The organism is Parabacteroides gordonii MS-1 = DSM 23371, assembly GCF_000969825.1.
Taxonomy (GTDB): domain Bacteria; phylum Bacteroidota; class Bacteroidia; order Bacteroidales; family Tannerellaceae; genus Parabacteroides; species Parabacteroides gordonii.
In genome coordinates this window covers 3,817,209-3,837,567 of the sequence record NZ_KQ033919.1, presented here as the reverse complement: position 1 = coordinate 3,837,567, position 20,359 = coordinate 3,817,209, and the positions used below count along the sequence as shown (strand labels likewise).

The 20,359-nt window shown below is 45.1% G+C and carries 18 protein-coding genes; 6 read left to right on the top strand and 12 right to left on the bottom strand.

What is annotated here, in order from left to right; translation table 11 throughout:
• Window positions 1–81: 81 nt before the first annotated feature.
• The 5 genes from HMPREF1536_RS14450 to hisS all read right to left on the bottom strand — a co-directional run bounded on the left by HMPREF1536_RS14450 (window position 82) and on the right by hisS (window position 6,314).
• Window positions 82–990 carry an AraC family transcriptional regulator gene (locus HMPREF1536_RS14450; RefSeq protein ID WP_028728478.1) on the bottom strand — a complete coding sequence of 303 codons (909 nt, stop codon included), beginning with the start codon at window positions 988–990 and terminating at the stop codon, window positions 82–84.
• 101 nt (window positions 991–1,091) lie between these two features.
• Window positions 1,092–2,732: a chaperonin GroEL gene (gene groL, locus HMPREF1536_RS14445; RefSeq protein ID WP_028728477.1), complete on the bottom strand. Its 1,641-nt coding sequence runs from the start codon at window positions 2,730–2,732 to the stop codon at window positions 1,092–1,094.
• A gap of 33 nt (window positions 2,733–2,765) precedes the next feature.
• On the bottom strand, window positions 2,766–3,035 hold the full coding sequence (locus tag HMPREF1536_RS14440) for a co-chaperone GroES (RefSeq protein WP_028728476.1): 270 nt from the start codon (window positions 3,033–3,035) through the stop codon (window positions 2,766–2,768).
• Between the two features lie 415 nt (window positions 3,036–3,450).
• A complete protein-coding gene (locus HMPREF1536_RS14435; protein WP_028728475.1) occupies window positions 3,451–4,881 on the bottom strand; it encodes a glycoside hydrolase family 30 protein in 1,431 nt (476 codons plus the stop codon).
• A gap of 77 nt (window positions 4,882–4,958) precedes the next feature.
• Window positions 4,959–6,314, bottom strand: a complete 1,356-nt coding sequence (gene hisS, locus HMPREF1536_RS14430) for a histidine--tRNA ligase (RefSeq protein WP_028728474.1) — start codon at window positions 6,312–6,314, stop codon at window positions 4,959–4,961.
• Between the two features lie 172 nt (window positions 6,315–6,486).
• Between hisS and HMPREF1536_RS14425 the strand changes: the two genes are divergently transcribed.
• Entirely contained in the window at window positions 6,487–6,693 is a 207-nt protein-coding gene (locus HMPREF1536_RS14425) for a DUF6722 family protein (protein WP_028728473.1), read from the top strand.
• A 230-nt stretch (window positions 6,694–6,923) separates the two neighbouring features.
• On the opposite strand, the gene HMPREF1536_RS14420 is transcribed toward HMPREF1536_RS14425, so the two are convergent.
• The 5 genes from HMPREF1536_RS14420 to HMPREF1536_RS14400 form a co-directional block, all read right to left on the bottom strand.
• Entirely contained in the window at window positions 6,924–7,610 is a 687-nt protein-coding gene (locus HMPREF1536_RS14420) for a zinc metallopeptidase (RefSeq protein ID WP_028728472.1), read from the bottom strand.
• Between the two features lie 122 nt (window positions 7,611–7,732).
• A complete protein-coding gene (locus HMPREF1536_RS14415) occupies window positions 7,733–9,004 on the bottom strand; it encodes an adenylosuccinate synthase (RefSeq protein WP_028728471.1) in 1,272 nt (423 codons plus the stop codon).
• Window positions 9,005–9,033: 29 nt separating this feature from the next.
• The gene (locus tag HMPREF1536_RS14410) at window positions 9,034–9,498 is read right to left on the bottom strand and encodes a Fur family transcriptional regulator (protein WP_028728470.1); all 465 of its coding nucleotides are present in this window, start codon (window positions 9,496–9,498) and stop codon (window positions 9,034–9,036) included.
• Between the two features lie 57 nt (window positions 9,499–9,555).
• Window positions 9,556–10,239 carry a DNA alkylation repair protein gene (locus HMPREF1536_RS14405; protein WP_028728469.1) on the bottom strand — a complete coding sequence of 228 codons (684 nt, stop codon included), beginning with the start codon at window positions 10,237–10,239 and terminating at the stop codon, window positions 9,556–9,558.
• 3 nt (window positions 10,240–10,242) lie between these two features.
• On the bottom strand, window positions 10,243–12,300 hold the full coding sequence (locus tag HMPREF1536_RS14400; RefSeq protein ID WP_028728468.1) for a dipeptidyl-peptidase 3 family protein: 2,058 nt from the start codon (window positions 12,298–12,300) through the stop codon (window positions 10,243–10,245).
• 136 nt (window positions 12,301–12,436) lie between these two features.
• On the opposite strand from HMPREF1536_RS14400, the gene mnmA reads away from it, so the two are divergent.
• From mnmA to HMPREF1536_RS14375, 5 genes are all read left to right on the top strand, one after another.
• Window positions 12,437–13,516: a tRNA 2-thiouridine(34) synthase MnmA gene (gene mnmA / locus HMPREF1536_RS14395; protein WP_028728467.1), complete on the top strand. Its 1,080-nt coding sequence runs from the start codon at window positions 12,437–12,439 to the stop codon at window positions 13,514–13,516.
• A 230-nt stretch (window positions 13,517–13,746) separates the two neighbouring features.
• Entirely contained in the window at window positions 13,747–14,121 is a 375-nt protein-coding gene (locus tag HMPREF1536_RS14390) for a DUF2141 domain-containing protein (protein ID WP_044192636.1), read from the top strand.
• A 4-nt stretch (window positions 14,122–14,125) separates the two neighbouring features.
• Entirely contained in the window at window positions 14,126–16,516 is a 2,391-nt protein-coding gene (locus HMPREF1536_RS14385; RefSeq protein ID WP_028728465.1) for a TonB-dependent receptor, read from the top strand.
• 80 nt (window positions 16,517–16,596) lie between these two features.
• Window positions 16,597–17,226 carry a hypothetical protein gene (locus HMPREF1536_RS14380; RefSeq protein ID WP_028728464.1) on the top strand — a complete coding sequence of 210 codons (630 nt, stop codon included), beginning with the start codon at window positions 16,597–16,599 and terminating at the stop codon, window positions 17,224–17,226.
• Window positions 17,211–17,495, top strand: a complete 285-nt coding sequence (locus HMPREF1536_RS14375; protein WP_028728463.1) for a winged helix-turn-helix domain-containing protein — start codon at window positions 17,211–17,213, stop codon at window positions 17,493–17,495. Before HMPREF1536_RS14380 ends, HMPREF1536_RS14375 begins: the two co-directional genes overlap by 16 nt.
• 68 nt (window positions 17,496–17,563) lie before the next feature.
• Here the strand turns inward: HMPREF1536_RS14375 and HMPREF1536_RS14370 are convergent, their stop codons facing one another.
• Window positions 17,564–18,505, bottom strand: coding sequence for a ribose-phosphate pyrophosphokinase (locus tag HMPREF1536_RS14370; RefSeq protein ID WP_028728462.1), 942 nt, complete (start codon window positions 18,503–18,505; stop codon window positions 17,564–17,566).
• 151 nt (window positions 18,506–18,656) lie between these two features.
• Window positions 18,657–20,354 carry an alpha-amylase family glycosyl hydrolase gene (locus HMPREF1536_RS14365; protein ID WP_028728461.1) on the bottom strand — a complete coding sequence of 566 codons (1,698 nt, stop codon included), beginning with the start codon at window positions 20,352–20,354 and terminating at the stop codon, window positions 18,657–18,659.
• Between the last annotated feature and the right edge of the window lie 5 nt (window positions 20,355–20,359).

The following is a 20,359-nucleotide window of genomic DNA, read 5'->3' as shown; positions in this document are numbered from 1 at the left end:
TTTTTTTCCCTTTAACCATGCTTTCTTATCCGATTCTTGGTTTAAAACGTACAAATAATGCGGTTTTAAGGACATAGTAAATCATCCTTGCTGGGTCCGGCCATGCTCCGACTCTTTCTTACGGTAATCGGAAGGAGATACTCCCATTACCTTTGTAAAGGTACGCGAGAAATAAGCGGGCTCTTCAAAACCAAGCTTGGTAGATATCTCATTCAGCTTCAGGTTTGTCAATACAATATACTGACAGGCCTTCTGTATCTTCAGACGGATAAAATAGCTTATCGGCGACACACCGGTCTCTTTCTGGAAAAGCATGGAAAAGTGGGAAGGAGAATATTTAAAATAAGCCGCCAACTGATCCAAAGTCAGGTTACGCTCCACATGTTCGTTCATATAATGGATCACGCGCGAAGCAAAAGAATACTCTTTGTGATTAGGCAAATTAATGTAACGATACTGCTCCAGATATAAAAAAGAGGTAAGGAACATATACAGGCACATCGACGAGTAAACCATATACTCCTTAATATATCCCATCGAGAAACAACTGTAAATCTCCTCGAATAATTGTATCCTGTCTTGCAGGCGCGAATATTCTCCCGGCAGGATCGTTCCCGGTATCGGGGTAGACGGGAGAAACTCCTTACTTAGCTTTCCCATGAAATGAACCCAGTAGATAGTCCAGGGATCGTGTTCGGAAGCACCGAAGGAATAAGAGACATTGGGCGGTATAATAATGTATTGGTTCTGTTTCACCGGATAAGTCTTGCCGTTAATCGTATACCACCCCTCTCCTTCTATACAGTAGATAAGCATGGCATAGCTGCATCCCTGGTCTTTTTGTACGTAATGGTACTTTACCCTGGGGAAGAAACCGATTTTACGGACATACAGATTCCCGATAAGCGGCTCGTGGCTATAGGCGTTCAGCAATTCGTCCGGCAAAGAGACAAAACGCTCTCCTTTAAATCCTTCTTTAATCTTTATCACTATACATTATTATATATGTAAACCGTGACAAATATAATAAAAAAACGGCCACTTCCTTTTTTGGAAGCAGCCGTTTCGGGTTTTATTTTCCGGAGAAGGAATTACATCATTCCACCCATTCCGCCACCCATACCCGGGTTCATCGGCGGCATAGCAGGGCCTTCTTCTTTCTTTTCAGCAATCACACATTCAGTTGTCAGGAACATACCAGCGATAGAAGCTGCATTTTCCAAAGCAACACGAGTTACCTTAGCCGGGTCGATTACACCGACAGCGCACAGGTTTTCATATTTGTCTGTACGGGCATTGTAACCGAAGTCACCTTTACCTTCTTTCACTTTCTGAACGATAACGGCACCTTCTTTACCTGCGTTGGCAACGATCTGACGCAACGGTTCTTCGATAGCGCGTTTTACGATTTCGATACCGGTTGTTTCGTCTTCGTTTTCACCCTTCATGCCTTCCAATGCTTCGATAGCACGGATGTAAGCTACACCACCACCAGGAACTGTACCTTCTTCGATAGCAGCGCGAGTTGCATGCAAAGCATCATCCACACGGTCTTTCTTTTCTTTCATTTCCACTTCAGAAGGAGCACCTACGTAAAGAACAGCTACACCACCTGCCATCTTAGCCAGACGTTCCTGCAGTTTTTCTTTGTCGTAGTCAGAAGTAGTGTTTTCGATCTGAGTCTTGATCTGACCGATACGAGCCTGGATAGCAGCTTTGTCGCCTGCACCGTTAACAATGATAGTAGTATCTTTGTCTACAGTGATCTTTTCAGCAGTACCCAACATATCCATTGTAGCACCTTCCAGCTTCAAACCTTTTTCTTCAGAGATAACAACACCACCAGTCAGCACTGCGATATCTTCCAACATAGCTTTACGACGGTCGCCGAAGCCCGGAGCCTTCACAGCACAGATCTTCAAAGAACCACGCAGACGGTTTACAACCAATGTAGCCAATGCTTCGCTGTCGATATCTTCAGCAATGATCAACAGCGGACGACCGCTCTGAACAGCCGGTTCCAGGATAGGAAGCAAGTCTTTCAATACAGAGATCTTCTTGTCGTAGATCAGGATATACGGATTTTCCATCTCGCATTCCATCTTTTCTGTATTGGTTACGAAGTACGGAGAGATGTAACCACGGTCGAACTGCATACCTTCCACTACGTCTACTGTAGTTTCAGTACCTTTTGCTTCTTCCACTGTGATAACGCCTTCTTTCTTCACTTTCTGCATAGCTTCAGCAATCAGTTTACCGATAGTTTCGTCACCGTTGGCGGAGATTTTAGCTACGTGTTCGATCTTTTCGAACTGGTCGCCTACTTCTTCAGCCTGGTCAGCGATCTTTTCAACCACTTTGGCAACGGCTTTGTCGATACCACGTTTCAAGTCCATAGGATTAGCACCTGCTGTAACGTTCTTCAAACCTACACCGATGATAGACTGTGCCAATACAGTAGCAGTAGTTGTACCGTCACCTGCATTGTCGTTTGTTTTAGAAGCAACTTCCTTTACCAACTGAGCACCCATGTTTTCGAACGGGCAAGTCAGTTCCACTTCTTTAGCAACAGTTACACCGTCTTTAGTGATGTGAGGAGCACCGAATTTCTTTTCGATGATCACGTTACGGCCTTTCGGGCCTAATGTTACTTTTACAGCATTTGCCAATTCGTCCACACCTTTCTTCAAAAGGTCGCGGGCATCCATATCGTACTTAATTTCTTTTGCCATGATTATATTTCTTTTTTATTGTCCGTTAATGAATTAGATAATAGCTAAGATATCAGACTGACGCATGATAAGATATTTCTCACCATCCAGTTCGATTTCTGTTCCTGCATACTTTCCGTACAGTACAGTATCGCCTGCTTTAACAACCATTTCTTCATCTTTTGTTCCGTTACCTACGGCAACAACTTCACCTTTTAAAGGTTTTTCTTTTGCTGAATCCGGGATAATGATTCCGCCAAGTGTCTTTTCTTCTGCTGCAGCCGGCTTGATAAGCACTCTGTCTGCTAATGGTCTAATGTTCATCTTTTGATATATTTTTAATGTTAATAATATTATGTATAATATGTGTATTTCTAATTCACGCTTACTCCTATGCGAAATCTGTGCCAAAACATTTGGCAGGAAAAAGACTGACAAATTTGCATAACCCGACAGTTAGTTATACCGACACAACTGACAGGATGACTATCCTTCCCGCCTTACTTGCTTCCCGACTAGAACAAAAGTACCGGGAAAGTAGTTCACAGGTAACTATCTTTTAACTGATAAGTGCTATATTTTTATTCTTTTGGGCATGCTTCAATTTAATTTTGAGCTAGCTCAAAATTGATTTCGACCATGCTAAAAATTAATTTCGAGCATGCTCAAAAGCAAAAAAATAAGGGAAGAAAGATTTAGAATCTGCCTTCCCCTACATTAATATATAGTAAGCTATCGATTAGTCTATCAGGAGAGTGGAGATAGAATGTGCCGGTAATACAGGTTGATACACGCGGCCGTCTATTTCGACAGATACCTGCCGGTCGTCGTTTCCCTCGTTTGCCAAAGCGACAACGATGCTTTTATCGGGGTTGATAAAGGCCAGGAGATTGGCGAAAAGGCCGGAAGTTTCGAGTTTACGGGCACCGGGCTGCACGTAGTGGCTCAGGTGCTTCATTACATAATACTCGGGAGTGTAATGGAAAGATTTCGTATCGGGGTCGACAACCACCAGGGAATTTTGCGCCCATCCCCACCGGCTGATACCACCTTTATCCAGCGAAATATTCCAGTACATATAGGCTGAAGCACCGTTATTCAGGTAATGACGCATCAGGTTCCAGGAGTAGACGGCTCCGCTCCAGTCGTTCTGTCCGTCGCCACATTCCTGCTCGGTCTGGTAGAGCTTCATATCAGGGTAACGTTCGTGCAAGCCTTTGATCGCTCCTTTCCCTGCCCATTGGAAACCGACACCGCTGATATACTTACCGCTTGCCGGGTCTGTCAGGATGGTATCCACCAGGGCCTCGTTGGCACGTTCCATAGTACCGAACATCACCTTTACGTCCTGATCCTTCATTGCCGGGCCCAGATAACGGCCGATAAAGTTTGCCAAAGAAGCGGCCGTCCAGCAACAGCTGGGGAAGATCTGGGCCGAGTTAAATTCGTTCTGCGGCATAACGGCAAAGATGTCGATCCCCTGCTCACGATAGGCTTCGATAAACTTGGAGAAATACAGTGCGTAGGCCTGCAGATAAAGGGAGTCCTGGATAAACATGTCCGTACCTTCGTAGCCAACTTTATCGGCCGGCAATCCGTTACGGTATTTCTCGTTGAAGTTTTCGCCTGTATAGGCAGAGGCGTAATGTTTATTGTATTTCATCCAGGAAGGAGGGCACCAGGGGGAAGCCCAGATACGCAGGTCGGAATTGTATTTCTGCGCACTCTTGATGAAAGGGATCAGCGTTTGCTGGTCGTTGGCAATGGTGAAATACTTCATTTCGAAGTCGCCATCCGTTTCATTATAGGAGTACCAGTCGCGGGAGAAGTCGTTGGCTCCCACAGGCATACGGCAAATAGTAAAGTTAGCCCCTATCTCCGGGAAAAAGAGTTCTTCCATGATTTCTTCCCTTACAACCGGGTCGAGTTTGCTCAGGGAGATCCAGCCCAGTTCGTTGAAACAGGCGCCGAAACCGTCTATCTTCTGTAGCTTTTTATTGGTATGGATGATGGCATCGATCTCAGGAATGGTATCCGGAGAAGCAGAAACGAGGTCGGACTGCTCCTGCCACGGTTCGTTTTCAGTGGTTGTCACCCAGGAAGCTCTTGGTTGGAAAGAGCAGGAAGAGAGACAGAGGGCGAATGTGAGAATTAAATAATATGTTTTCATAAGGCAGTAAATATAAAGGACAACGACTTCTCTTTTATCGAGAGAAGTCGTTGTGTTTGTTAGCTTTCCGAATCAGGTTAGAACCGTGCGATCAGTTCTTCTACGGTAACAGGCACTTGTTCTCCTGTGAGCATATTCTTCAGGTTTATCTTACCTTCGTTCATTTCATTTTCACCGACGATAGCGACAAACGGGATCTTCTTTGTATCGGCATATCCCATCTGTTTCTTCATCTTGGCTGCTTCCGGGAAGAGTTCGGTACGGATGCCGGCGGCACGTACTTTGGCGATAATAGGCAACAGATAGCTCTCTTCTTTCTCTCCAAAGTTGACAAACAGTAGTTGTGTTGTCAGTAATGAATCGGCAGGATAAAGCTCCAACTGGTTCAGTACGTCGAAGATACGGTCTGCACCGAAGGAGATACCTACGCCGGATACGCCATCCATGCCAAATACGCCGGTCAAGTTGTCATAACGTCCGCCCCCGGTGATACTTCCGATCTGAACATCCAATGCTTTTACTTCGAAGATAGCTCCGGTGTAATAGTTCAGTCCGCGCGCCAGGGTCAAGTCGAGCTCCAGTTCGGAATGCATAGGCAGCAGATCGATACGGTCGAGGATGAAGGTCATTTCTTCTACGCCTTTCATAGCGATCTCGGATGTTGCCAGTTGTTCTTTCAGGACGGCCAGTTTTTCACGGTTGCTACCTGTCAGCATAATAATCGGTTGCAGGCGGGCTATAGCCTCTTCGGTCAGGCCTTTGCTGCGAAGTTCTTCATTCACATTGTCGAGGCCGATCTTATCCAGTTTATCGATGGCGACAGTTATATCGACGATCTTATCCGCTTCGCCAATGATCTCGGCAATACCGGACAGAATCTTACGGTTATTCATCTTGATGCAAACACGGATACCGAAACGGTGGAACACCTCATCCATGATCTGGATCAGTTCCACTTCATTGACCAGTGAGTCAGAACCAACCACGTCGCCATCACACTGATAGAACTCGCGGTAACGTCCTTTCTGCGGACGGTCGGCACGCCATACAGGTTGTATCTGATAACGTTTGAAAGGGAAGGTTATATCGTTGCGGTGCTGCACCACGTAACGGGCAAAAGGGACAGTCAGGTCGTAACGCAGGCCTTTCTCGCAGGCTTTTACACCGAATTTCACGGCGTTACGTTCCAATAGTTCTTCATCTGTAATGCCGGAGAAGCAATCACCGGAGTTTAATATCTTGAAAAGCAGTTTATCACCTTCTTCGCCATATTTACCCATCAAGGTAGACAGGTTTTCCATAGCCGGAGTTTCGATTTGCTGAAATCCGTACAGATGATATACTTCGCGAATTGTATTGAATATATAATTACGTTTCGCCATTTCTTCGGGCGAAAAATCTCTTGTACCTTTTGGTATAGACGGCTTCTGCATATACTGTTTGCTCTTCTTTATCGTCGGAGCTAACCGACTTTTATCTATTATATTATTATTCGGAATGCAAAGGTAGGTATTTTGTTTCAATTTCGTTATTTATTGGGTAAGTTCATTGGTTTATCCGTTTCTTTTTGCTACGTTTGTAACATAATCAAAATATGACGAGACTATGAAAAAGAAACAGAAGAAAGCGTTATATGGCGAGATGAGTAGTTTTTTTACTGATCTTGCAAAATATATTGCCACAGGTGTAATTGTAACGACCCTGTTAAAAGATTTCGGAGAGAATACAATTATTATTTATGCCCTCGGGATCATTGCGATTGGAGGATTCTTTGGCCTTGGTTTATTATTCACTAAATATAAGGAGGAATAATTATGACAAATATAATTATGGCTTTTATGATTCCTATAACATTAGCTATTATAGCATTAATCTGGCTTATTTATATGGAACGGAAGTTTAAACAAGAAAAGAATAAGAAGAAATAAAAAACAACTGCCCAAGCCATTCAGAATGACTCGGGCAGTTAGTTTTATTGGGTGCTGCAGCGGATTTTATTGACTGCAGCAGCCAGCAAAATCTGCTACAGCAGTCAGCCCCGCTTAGTCGCGGCTTCTGCCACCCAGGAATATCATTACATAATATAATAAGGTAGCCAGCGAACCTAAAGCTGCAACCACATAGGTATAAGCAGCAGAACGCAAAGCATCTTCGGCCTTATCATGTGTATAGGCATTCGTTATCCCGGCATTACTCAACCAGGCCAAAGCACGCTGGCTGGCATTGATCTCTACCGGCAATGTAATAAAGCTGAACAGCGTAGTCATCGCGAACAGAATGATACCGAACAGCATCAACTGCGGAAACGTATGCAACATCAACATACCGCCCAGCAATACCCAGGTCATAATGTTGGAAGAAAAACTTACGATCGGAACCAGAGCCGAACGCATCTTCAGCGGGCCATAAGCCGTAGCATGCTGTACCGCATGACCACATTCGTGTGCCGCCACAGCCGCAGCAGCGATACTATTACTATAATAAACCGATTCACTCAGATTCACCGTTTGATTTGCAGGATTGTAATGGTCTGTCAAATGTCCGGGAGTAGAAATTACTTTTACATCGTAGATGCCGTTATCGTGCAACATCTTCTCTGCTATATCCTTTCCGGTCATACCGTTAGGCATAGGAATCTTAGAATACTTCTCAAACTTGCTTTTCAGTCTGGAAGAAACCAACCAGCTTAACAAGGCAAAACCAATAAATATAATCCAATACATGCTCATAATGTCCAAATAATTAAGTGTTATACTAGAAATGTCTTACAAAAAGTCTGCCAAAAACAAAAATGGCAGAAGATTGGCCTGCTAGAGGTGGTCTTCTGCCATTTTGTAATAGTATCTGATGTTTATTCTTCGGTATATCTGATAATTGTCTGTTCGCGGTCAGGCCCTACTGACACGATTTTAACAGGAACACCCAGCTCTTCTTCAAGGAAAGCAAGGTATGCATTGAATTCTTCCGGGAATTCATCTTCACTCTGCATCTTTGTCATGTCTGTCTTCCAACCCGGCAGTTCAACGTATACAGGTTCGATCGTATCGTCAATTTCAAACGGGAATTCTGTTACCTCTTCCCCGTTGATCTTATAAGCTACACAAGCCTTGATCGTTTCGAAACCGTCGAGTACGTCGCTCTTCATCATAATCAACTGGCTTACACCATTGATCATAACGGCATATTTCAACGCTACAAGGTCGATCCATCCGCAACGACGCTTACGTCCTGTTACGGAACCGAACTCATGTCCCAGTTCGCAAAGCTGGTCGCCTGTTTCATCGAACAACTCCGTCGGGAACGGGCCACTACCCACACGGGTACAGTAAGCTTTGAAGATACCATAAACTTCACCGATATTACGCGGAGACACGCCCAGACCGGTACAGCATCCTGCGCAGATCGTATTGGATGAAGTAACGAACGGATAAGAACCGAAGTCGATATCCAGCATAGTGCCCTGTGCACCTTCTGCCAAAACAGACTTACCTTCTTTCAGGTAGTTGTTTACGACATGTTCGCTATCGATCAGGTTGAATTTCTTCAGGTATTCCAATGCTTCGAACCACTGGGCTTCGAGTTCCTTGATATCGTAAGAATAATTCAATGAATTCAGGATAGCTTCATGGCGCGCTTTGGCGGCAGCGTACTTTTCATCGAAGTTATGCAGCAAATCACCTACGCGGAGACCGTTACGGCTAATCTTGTCTGTATATGTCGGGCCGATACCTTTACCTGTAGTACCGATCTTACCGGAACCTTTGGCAGCTTCGTAAGCAGCGTCCAGCATACGGTGGGTAGGCAGGATCAGGTGTGCCTTTTTAGAAATACAAAGTTGTTTGGTCAGATCGTGACCACTGGCAGCAAGCGCTTCGGCTTCCTGTTTGAACAATAACGGGTCGAGAACGACACCATTACCGATTACATTCACTTTTCCACCCTGGAAAATACCTGACGGGATAGAGCGTAAAATATACTTCTCTCCGTTAAACTCCAGTGTGTGTCCTGCATTGGGACCTCCCTGAAAACGAGTGATTACATCGTAGTTAGGAGTCAGCACGTCGACAACTTTACCTTTGCCTTCGTCACCCCATTGCAATCCTAATAAAACATCTACTTTCATTTTATCTTTATAATAGGCTGTTAATATTCTTATTTTCCAATTCTCTGCTGAAGCTTGAATTTACATTTGCTGCATATCCCATAGATATATAACGAATGAAACTCGGGAGTGAAGCGGGATATCTTCAAATTACAAACATCCTTTTTCAACACGCTGTCTTTCATTTCCCTGATCGCCCCGCATTTCATACAGATCAGATGCAAATGCGTTTCCGCCAAAGCCCGTAGTTCGTATTGAACCGACTGGGCGTTCAACTGATGCCGCACGATCATTCCGCCGTCTTCCAGCACATCCAATGTATTGTAAAGCGTTGCCTTACTCACATGGAAGTTTGTTTCTTCGAGCCTTTCCTGGAGTGAGTACATGTCGAAATGCCCAGAGAAACCGCATATGCATTCGAATATAGCATATCTTTCTTCGGTCTTTCGTAGTTTTTTCTCAGTCAGGTACTCCGTAAATGACTGCTTCATCTCTATGTACTTCTTTTCATCCATTTTGTTGCGACACCACGCGACCGACAAAGTTAGCGCATTTATTTTAAACGCAAAGCCTTAGCTATAATATTCAAATTCAAATTTTAATTCATTATAGATTTCCTGCTTCTCGGCAGTCGTCATCAGCTCCGGAAAATCTTCGAAGCCACTCAATATTTGTCCGGCATGAAGAGGAGACTGACGGCCGTAAAATTTCATTGCTTTCACAGCAGACTGTATTTCTTTCCAGGATGCACCGAAATCTGTCCTCAACACCGTGCGCATAGACTCAGCCAGAAAGGTTGCCTTTGCCGGTTCAGTCATATCTTTTCCCTGCCGGAACATTTCGCACCATATCAGGAAAGCAACCGTCCGCGCATATTCATCTTTCTTGTTAACGATAAGTCCCAGAGTCAAATCTTCAGCATAGGGAAGCTTACAAAACAAATTCCTGCTGCATTGCTCGGCTATTTCCAGATAGGGGATTTCCTCAACCCACTGCTCCGCCTGTTCAAGAGGAAAATCATCAACAGGCTGCAACAAAGGGGCCAGTAGCTTGAACTCACGAATATCCTCTTTCCACAAAGCTGCTGCCAGCTCCGAACCCGGTTCATGTCTGGCGGCTATCAGCTTTACTTCCGGCAATGGAACGCCAAAGTTCAGTTTATAGATCATACCCTTCTCACGCATACTTGTCGAGATAACCCCATTCATAGCCATACGGAGTTGGGTACGTATTTCTCTTAATTCGTCCTGCAACATCGCTTAATCGTTGTAAGAAGGTAAGAATGAATAATCTTTGCTGTAACGGAGCATCTGCTCGGTGTAACCTTCGGTATAATCGAGCACGATATCGGTAACTTCACCTTTATCGTTTTTCACTTCCTTCATAACCGGGTTCACGAAACCTTTATAGGGAGCCAGATTCAGTTTGGCATAACGGGCTAGCACTTCGTCGTGCAATGTCTGATCCACTTTCACGGCGTAATCTTCTACCAGCTTCTTACCAGCAGCAAAGTCTCCTTCGCTCTTGATACGCTGTACCTCGGCCAACAGAGTCCCGAACAGCTTACGTAGCTTTTCGTAGTCATTCACTACAACATACGTTTTGCCGTCGCGTTTTCTGTATTCGATCACGTTGTCGGCTTTACCGTTTTCGTATGCCCATTTGGCAATCAGCTGACGGTTACGCATATGGGCTTCTTCCACATCTTTGCCTGCTTCGATGCGGACAAGCTGTGTCATCAAGCCGTTCATTATATATTTGTAATACTCTGCTTTATAAGCTTCACTATCCGGCACCAGTCCCAACTCTACCAGTTTCGGATCCCCCAGATAATAAAGTCCGAACAGATCGGCACGGGCTTCTTCCAATGTAGAGTCGTAAGCTTTCAAAGCGCCCGACTCGGTAGTTGGTAAGAGTTTACCGGAGCCGTGTCCGAGGCATTCGTGAAGGTCTGTGTGTAAGTTGTCTGTCAGGAAGCCGTATTTATTAAGGGCTTCGCGTTCAGTATCGCTCCAGATAAATTCTTCATTGAAGCCGTTCCCTTGCGAAGCTTTATCATAAGCTTCCGTTATATTCTCGATAGTGACCGATTTGGAACCGTGATCACGGCGGATCCAGTCTGCATTCGGCAGGTTTATTCCGATCGGAGTAGCCGGATAACAATCCCCACCTAACATAGAGACAGTGATCACTTTTGCACTTACCCCTTTCACCTTTTCTTTCTTGAAACGGCTGTCTACAGGAGAATGGTCTTCGAACCATTGCGCGTTATCACTGATCACTTTTGTACGCTTGGTCGCTTCCTTATTGATAAAGTTCACAGTAGACTCCCAGCTGGCTTTCATTCCCAACGGATCGCCGTATGTTTCGATAAAGCCGTTCACGAAGTCCACATCCGAAGTAGTATCTTCTACCCAAAGGATCGAATAAGCATCGAATGTTTTCAGGTCACCAGTCTGATAATATGCGATCAGCTTTTCAATGATAGCTTTCTGTGTGCCATTCTCTGCAAAAGGAACAGCTTTCTGAAGTTCTTTAACGATTTGTTCGATGGCAGGAGAATAGAGACCGCCCACTTTCCAAACCTTCTCCACCACCTTGCCGTTTTCCTTTACCAGTCGGCTGTTCAAACCGTAGGATATCGGAGTGATGGTATCCTGTCCGACTTTCATAGTAGCATAGTAATCTTCCACCTCTTTCTGGGTGATACCGCCACCATAATAGTTATTGGCCGAAGCCTGGATCAAATCCCGGTCACCACTCTGTACGGTACGTTTGGCCAAAACCGCCGGATCAAAGATAACCGGAGAGATCTCGGCGATGAATTGTTCCAGTGTCTGTCCTTCACGCAAAGGCAGATCCGAAACGTTAACCTGTTCCAGACAACCCTTAAAGAATTCGGGAGTGAAACCCGGAGCAAACTTATCTTCGGCATAATGATGGTGGATACCACTGGAGAACCATACCCGTTTCAAATAAGTTTCCAAAGCCTTAAATTGCGCATCTTCCCGATTACCCTTGTATTCCTTATAGATTGTTTCCAGTGAACGGCGGATCGGCAGGTTGTAACGGCAATTCTGATCGAAGAATATGTCGCGCCCCATCTGCGCAGCTTCCGCCAGATGATATAATAACTGTTTCTGTTTTAACGAAAGAGACTCGAATCCCGGAACCTGATAGCGAAGGATCTGCAGGTCTGCGAACTGGTCTACTACATAATTGAATTCTCCCTGCGGAGCCTGGGCGTCATCAGCCTTCTGGCCTGCGCAAGCGGTTAATGCCATTGCTGTCATAAGCGATACAATTGTATTTCTCATATTATTTATACTAATTCTTTTGTTTTTTCTGAAGTATTACAAAGAAAGGCTCTCCCGCAAAGGTAACGAATAAATCGAACCCGTAGGAATATCACCCTAATATTTTGTACCTTTGTAGCCGATATATTAGTAAAGAATGGAAATAGCAGCATTAGTATCAGGAGGTGTGGACAGCTCTGTAGTAGTCCATCAGTTAAAGGAGGCGGGATATGATCCTACCATCTTCTATATCCGTATCGGTATGGAAGATAAAGACGGATATATCGACTGCCCTGCCGAAGAAGACATTGAAATAACATCTTACATAGCCCGTAAATACGGATGCCGTTTCGAAGTGGTATCCCTGCATGAAGAATATTGGGATAAGGTGGTCAGCTACACGATCGACTCGGTGAAACGTGGCCTTACCCCCAACCCGGATATGATGTGCAACAAATTCATCAAATTCGGATGCTTCGAAGAGAAATGGGGAAAAGACTTCGACAAGATCGCCACCGGCCATTATGCCACAACGACCGAGATAGACGGAAAAGTATGGCTCTCCACCGCCAAAGACCCGGTGAAAGACCAGACTGACTTCCTCGGACAGATCACGCGCCTGCAGATACAGAAACTGATGTTCCCCATCGGTCACCTGATGAAAGCCGAAGTACGTGCCATTGCCGCCGAACAAAAGCTACCAAGCGCCATGCGGAAGGACAGCCAGGGCATCTGCTTCCTCGGAAAGATCAACTACAACGATTTCATCGAACGTTATCTGGGTAAACGCATCGGAAAGATCGTCGAACTGGAAACAGGCAAAGTGCTGGGCAAACACAACGGTTACTGGTTCCATACCATCGGACAGCGTAAAGGGTTAGGTCTTAGCGGTGGCCCCTGGTTCGTTATCAAGAAGGATATCAAGCGTAACATAATATATGTATCCAATGGCTACGATCCCGAAACACAATATGGCAAAACAATCAACCTGCATGGTTTCGACTTCATTACAGAAGATCCGTGGGGCGAGTTCACTGACGAAAAGGAAATCACATTCAAAATCCGTCACACCCCGGATTTCACCCCGGGACGTATCCGCCGCATCGGAGATCTCTATCGTATCGAGTCAGAGAACAAAATACAGGGAATTGCCCCCGGTCAGTACGGTGTTGTCTATGACAAAGACCATCATCTTTGCCTGGGAAGCGGTATGATTATTGACGACAGCAAAGAGTAATCTTTCATTTATACTCTCAAAATAACGGCTACTCTTTTGAATAGCCGTTATTTTTTTGTACTACACCACAATAAATAATTATTTTTCTTCTATTTTATTTGGTTTATAATATAAACCGTTTTATATTTGCGGTGTGTAGGTGAGAAATGCGCAGCTCCTTACACTTTTTTTATCCATATATGGTTTATATTATAAACTTATTTATTTCATCCTTTAAAGAGCAAGAAACAATGAAACGAACAGCATTATTAATCATTCTGGCAATGATCTTCACCTATAGTACAGTCGGAGCACGTACAATTATTGTAAAAGTAAGCAATATCCGCGGAGAACAAGGAACGATCCTTGTCATGGCCCAATCTGGAAAAGAGAGTAAACCTGTTTACGGCATGGCAAAACCGGAAAAAGGAGAAGCAACCATTACGCTCGAGAATGTAGAATGGGAGCAATTCGACCTCTCCGTCTTTCATGACGAAAACGAGAATTACAAAATGGATTTCACAGACGATAAAAAGCCTGCGGAAGGATATGCTATGAAAAGCTGTAAAACTCGGAAAGAGGAAGAAACAGTTAAGCTGAAGTTATATTACCCGTCAAACGAGTAGCACCATGAAAGGGATCCTACTCCTTATACTCCTCCTTTCTTCCGGCTTTACGGGCATGGCTCAAAAGCCGGCAGAGACTAAGCCTTATTCAGGCCATCTGGCAGATGAACAGGGAAACGGAGTGGAATATGCAACGATCGTTTTGCTACAGGATGATTACCAGAAAGCCGGCGGAACCACCGACAGCAACGGTAATTTCATCCTGGAGGCGAAAGCCGGAACATATACGGTAATTGTCCAATGTCTCGGATACGACCCCATACGGAAAAACAGACAATTACCTGTATCCGGTCAGGACACACTTGTACTAAAGGCCTCCGCCTATGCATTAAAAGAGGTCGTAGTACAAGCCAGGAATATGGAACGTAAGGCAGACCGGTTTGTCATATCGGTTTCGCCTTCCGCGGGAAAAGACGGAACGGAGTTATTATCGCAGGCACCAGGCGTATGGCTGGCAGAAGATAATATTTCTATCAATGGCGCGCAGGGCACCAAAGTATTTGTCGACGACCGGGAAATCAAACTCACCGGAGAAGACCTCCTCGCCTATTTACGTTCCCTGAAATCGGAGGATATAAAACGGATAGAGATCATACCAATTGCCGGGGCTGAGTATGACGCCAGTTCCCGTGGAGGGATCATACAGATATCCCTCCGCCGGCGACAAAACAATGGTATCCAAGGAAATGTAACAATGGGAACAGCTTTATCTTCTACCTTCGGCCGTCATCTCCTCGCCGGCACAATGAATGCACGTATCGGGAAATGGACGATCAATGCTGCCGCCTCCGGTACTTTCACCCCTAAGAACGACAGTAAAATGACTTCCGAACGGCATTACCCGGACAGTAACAACCGTTTTTCGAGCCTTTCCGAACTCAACACCCGTTCCGGCTACAGTACAGGACGTATCAGTACAATCTATGAAATAGATACGCTCAACAATATCGGAGCTGAAATAGAGTATGTCGGGCAAAAGTCTAAAGGCGGATCACGCAGTCAAACCCAATTAACAAAGGATGGATTTTCGATAAACAGCTTCGGCGATTACATGCAAAGAGAGGATTATAACACGGTAGCCGCCACAGCCAATTATCTGCACAAATTCGACAATAAAGGTTCCATCCTCAAGCTGATCGTGGATTATGCCAACAAAAAATCGACAGGAAAGAATGACTATCATAGCCGGCAAAGGCTAAATTCGGGGGACAAGGGTGGAGACAAAGACAGTACGTACCGGAGTAATGCGGATGCCACCTATGAAATTGTCACATCAGACATTTCAATGAAAAAGCATATCAGGAGAGGTATGTCATTCGATGCCGGTCTGAAATATACACATACGTTTATGGATGACAACTCGCAATACGAAGGATTGTCGGAAGATCAGCAGTGGACGGTAAGTCCGGCTTACGGATACGCTCTCAAATACAAAGAAAACATACTAGGTGTATACGCCGCTTTTTCAGCAGAAATCAACCGCTGGTCGCTCATCGCCGGGCTAAGGGGAGAATATACCCGCACTTCAAACGAAAGCGACCGTATCAAACGGGATTACTTCGACCTGTTCCCGAGCCTGAGCGCCACCTATGCCTTCAACAACCTGAAAACCTGGATGCTGGTCGGACAATACGCCCGCAACATCGAGCGACCGGCCTTCTATACCCTCAACCCGAACCGGCTCCAGACTTCCGATTATAGCTACAACATAGGCAATCCTTACCTGAAACCGACCTATATCCATCGTTTCAGCACAACCCTTGTCTATAACTACCGTTACACGCTGACGGTCGGAGCCAGCCTGCACCGCAACCTGATCCGCGAATTCTGCAAGGTGGATGCCATCGATCCGGATGTATCGTATATCACTTACGAAAACCATGATGTCGAAAACCATTGGTTCGTTGCCGCCAATATTCCGGTGCAACCCGTCTCATGGCTTAACCTGGCAGCCAATTTCGTAGGTGTCAGACAGGATATCCGTATAACGGAGAAAGCCGCCTTTGCTCACCATTACCTGGCATTTACAAATGCAACTGCAACCTTCACCCTGCCGAAAGACATCACGCTCGAAGGACAATACAACGGAGCCAGTCGCCTATATTCGGGAAACAGCGAAGTAGCTCCCCGGCACATCGTCAGCCTGTTTGCCCGGAAGAAGTTGGCCGGTAACCGCTTCCTGATAACCATTTCGGTCGCCAATATCTTCAACCGCTACAATGACTTCACCAGCCATATCGAGGCTTATACGGCACAAAGCCATTTCGAAAGCGGCCACCTCGGACGTTCCTTTAAAGCGACACTGACTTGGAACTTCAACAGCGGCAAGAAGGTCAAAAAGTCGACGATCGAACGGGAAGTAAACTCTGAAAGAAACCGGTTGAATGAAAAATAGACCGGAATGATTGACTGTTAAAAACAATGACATTATCTTTGAACAAACATAGTATGAACAAAATAAAAACAAATATAATCATGGAAGAAAGAACATTAAACGAGAAAGAAAGCCTGACACTCATCACACAGATGATAAACTCCAGCAAAAAAAACATGGAGATGGGACAGGGAAACATCATGCTGTTTTGGGGATATTTTACAACAGCCTTATCAGTTATACTGTTCCTATTGATAAACTTCACACACAACTTTATGTGGAGTTGGGGATGGATGCTGATGTTTGTCGTATGGCCGGTAATCTCTTATAGAAAACGGCAAAATAAGCCGAAAGTCGTAACCTATACAGACAAAGTGATCTCACAGGTATGGCAAGTAATGGGATATATGTTCATCATCACTTTTCTAACGATCGGTGTTATGGAATTCACATTCGCCAGACACGCAGATTTTATGCTTATGTTACCGCTGTCCCTGATCTATTGCGGACTTGGGACTGCCATTACAGGCATTATAATACAAGAACGCTGGATGACATATAGTCCTCTTATTGCATTTATCATAGCAATATATATGCTAACCATGCTAATGATAGGCACTAAAGTAACACTTTTGTGGTATCTTTACTTCGGTTTATCGTTCGTGTTTATGATGATCATACCCGGACATATCGTCAATCATAAAGCCAAGAAGCAATGTTTAAAGAACTAGATCCACTACTCCACTCACAATTACGGCTCGCCGTGATGTCTATACTTCTGTCGGTCGAAGAGGCGGATTTCGTCTATCTGCGGGAAAAGACACAGGCAACAGCCGGTAACCTGAGTGTCCAGATAGATAAACTGAACGAAGCCGGCTATATAGAAGTTGAGAAAAGTTTCGTCGGAAAGAAGCCCCGCACCACCTGCCGGATAACGCTCGCAGGCCGGCAAGCCTTCGAAAACTATGTGAATGCCCTGAAAGGATATATCGGAGACTAAACATAAAAACAGGCACGGAAACACAACTGAATGTGCATTCCGTGCCTGTTTTATATTATGTACAATGATTAAATAGCGTACAAAGAACTGATAGACTCGCCACTGCAAACACGACGGATTGCTTCGGCAAACATATCGGCAACAGACAGGACCTTTACCTTTTCGCATTTCTTAGCGTAAGGGATAGAGTCTGTAAAGATCATTTCTGCCAATGCAGACTGGTCGACACGTGTTGAAGCCGGATCAGACATAACAGCGTGGCTGGCAATAGCACGTACAGACTTCGCACCGTTCTCCAACATCAGGTTGGCAGCCTTCGTGATCGTACCGGCTGTGTCCACCATATCGTCAACTAACAGCACATCCAGACCTTCCACATCACCAATGATACGCATTTCAGCCACTTCGTTTGCACGAAGACGGGACTTATGGCAAATAACCATCGGCAAGCCAAGATATTTAGAATAGCTGCTGGCACGTTTCGTACCACCTACGTCGGGAGTTGCGATACACAAATTCTCCAACGGCAGTTCCGATTTAATGTAATCAAGGAAAATAGAAGAAGCATACAGGTGATCCACCGGAACATTAAAGAAGCCCTGGATCTGGTCTGCATGTAAGTCCATCGTAATCAAACGGTCGATACCGGCTGTACTTAACATATCAGCGATCAGTTTCGCACCGATAGACACACGGGGTTTATCCTTTCTGTCCTGGCGAGCCCAACCGAAATAAGGAACTACGGCTATCACAGAGTGTGCAGAAGCACGTTTAGCAGCGTCAATCATCAGGAGAAGCTCCATCAGATTGTCCGAATTAGGAAATGTTGATTGAACCAGGAACACATCGCGACCACGGATAGACTCTTCGTAAGAAACCGAAAACTCACCGTCAGCAAAATGTTGAATGTTCATCTGTCCCAGAGGACAACCAAGACTATTGCAAATTTTCTCTGCAAGATACCGGGAGTTGGTTCCCGAAAACACCAAGAAAGGAGTTTGTGCACTCATTATTCCGAATATTTATCTTAAGTAAATAGATTTGAATTGTGGTGCAAAAGTACAAAACTTATTTGCAATTATCTCTTTATCTTAGGAAAACTTTCAACAAGAAGGGCGAGTCACCCCCGCCCTTCCTACTCGTTTTCCGTATGTAAACAGATTATTTCTTATACGTAAACTTCAGTAACTTACCCGAATAGGCCGAAAGAGAGACCTGATACGGACATGCAGCCGTCAGGGTACTGATACTTGTCTCTCCTGTCAGTAAATCGGTCAGGACAGCCGCTTTGTTATCATCAAATCCCAGTGATTGAAACGCTTCCGATGGAATTTTCACCCGTACGGTCTGTTCATTCTTATCGAAATTGACAACAACCAACAGCACTTCCTTCTGGTATTTACGCATAAAGACATACTGGCGGCTCGTATTAAAATACGGGTTGCGCGAGTTGGCATACATCAGGTCGTAGAAGGCACCCTGGGAAATCACCTGCTCCGTTTTAGCCACGTTCAGTATTTTAGCATATTGCGAGCGAAGGAGACGCTGTTCTGAAGTCAGTTTACCGCCGTCGAAAGCACCGTCATTCATCCAGTTACGCAGGCTTTCCACACTCCAGTAATCGAATATCGTAGTGCGTCCGTCACGTCCGCTGAAACCTTCTTCGTCCATACCCGGTTCGCCCAATTCCTGTCCGCTATAAATCATCACAGGGTTGGTATTCAGAGTAGCCGACACGATCAGTCCCGGAATACCCGGACGCGGATCACCAGCAAAGAAATAAGAAGCCACACGTTGTTCGTCATGGTTTTCGAGGAAGTTCAACATATGAGACTGAATACCTTCCAACGCCTGCCAGCAACCGGAAATATTGGTAGCCGGAGCCTGGTCGCACATAACCGCACGCACGGTATCGTAAAGGCCTACCTTGTCATACAGATAATCGAAATGACCGTTGAAGATATAATTACGGTATTCGTTAGGATTATATACTTCGGCAATGAAACAGACATCATGCTTCTCTTTCACCTTTGGGATTACCCAGTTCCAGAATTCTACCGGAACCATTTCCGCCATGTCGCAACGGAAGCCGTCAATGCCTTTATCCGCCCAGAACAGCAGGATATCGAGCATCTTCGTCCACGTATTCGGTATCGGGTTGAAATGGCAAATACCCCCGTTCACATAATCCACCCCATAGTTCAGCTTTACTGTTTCATACCAGTCGTTCTTGCCGGGAGAGGCATCAAAATGGTTGTTACCGGTTACTTTGGCCGGGAACTCGCTATATTCGAAATCTTCCTGGTTATCCCCGAAATGCAACTGCAAAGGTTGTCCGGGTATATAATAGAAGTTATTGTTTATATCGAAAGCCTTCGATGTGTTATCGTGTTGCCCGAGGTCTTCCACATACGAAAGACGTGCATCCGAATGATATTCGCGCGCCACATGGTTAGGGACAAAATCGATGATCACTTTCATCCCGGCATCATGCGTCCGTTTCACAAGGGCTTCAAACTCCTTCATACGGTTCGGCACGCGGTCGGCCAAATCGGGATCGATATCATAATAATCTTTGATGGCATAAGGGGAACCGGCCTTGCCTTTCACAACGTCCGAATGATCCTTATGTATCTGATAAGCGGTGTAATCAGTCTGTGTGGCATGCTCTATCACGCCTGTATACCAAATGTGGGAAGTTCCCAGTTCCTTGATTCTGGCCAGAGCCGTAGGGGTAAATGCGGAGAATTTACCCACTCCGTTTTCCGTAATACTACCGTTCTTGACCAACGGATATGTCGAATTTCCGAACCAACGGGGAAAAACCTGATATATAACCATTTTGTCCTTTTGTTTCATCGCCT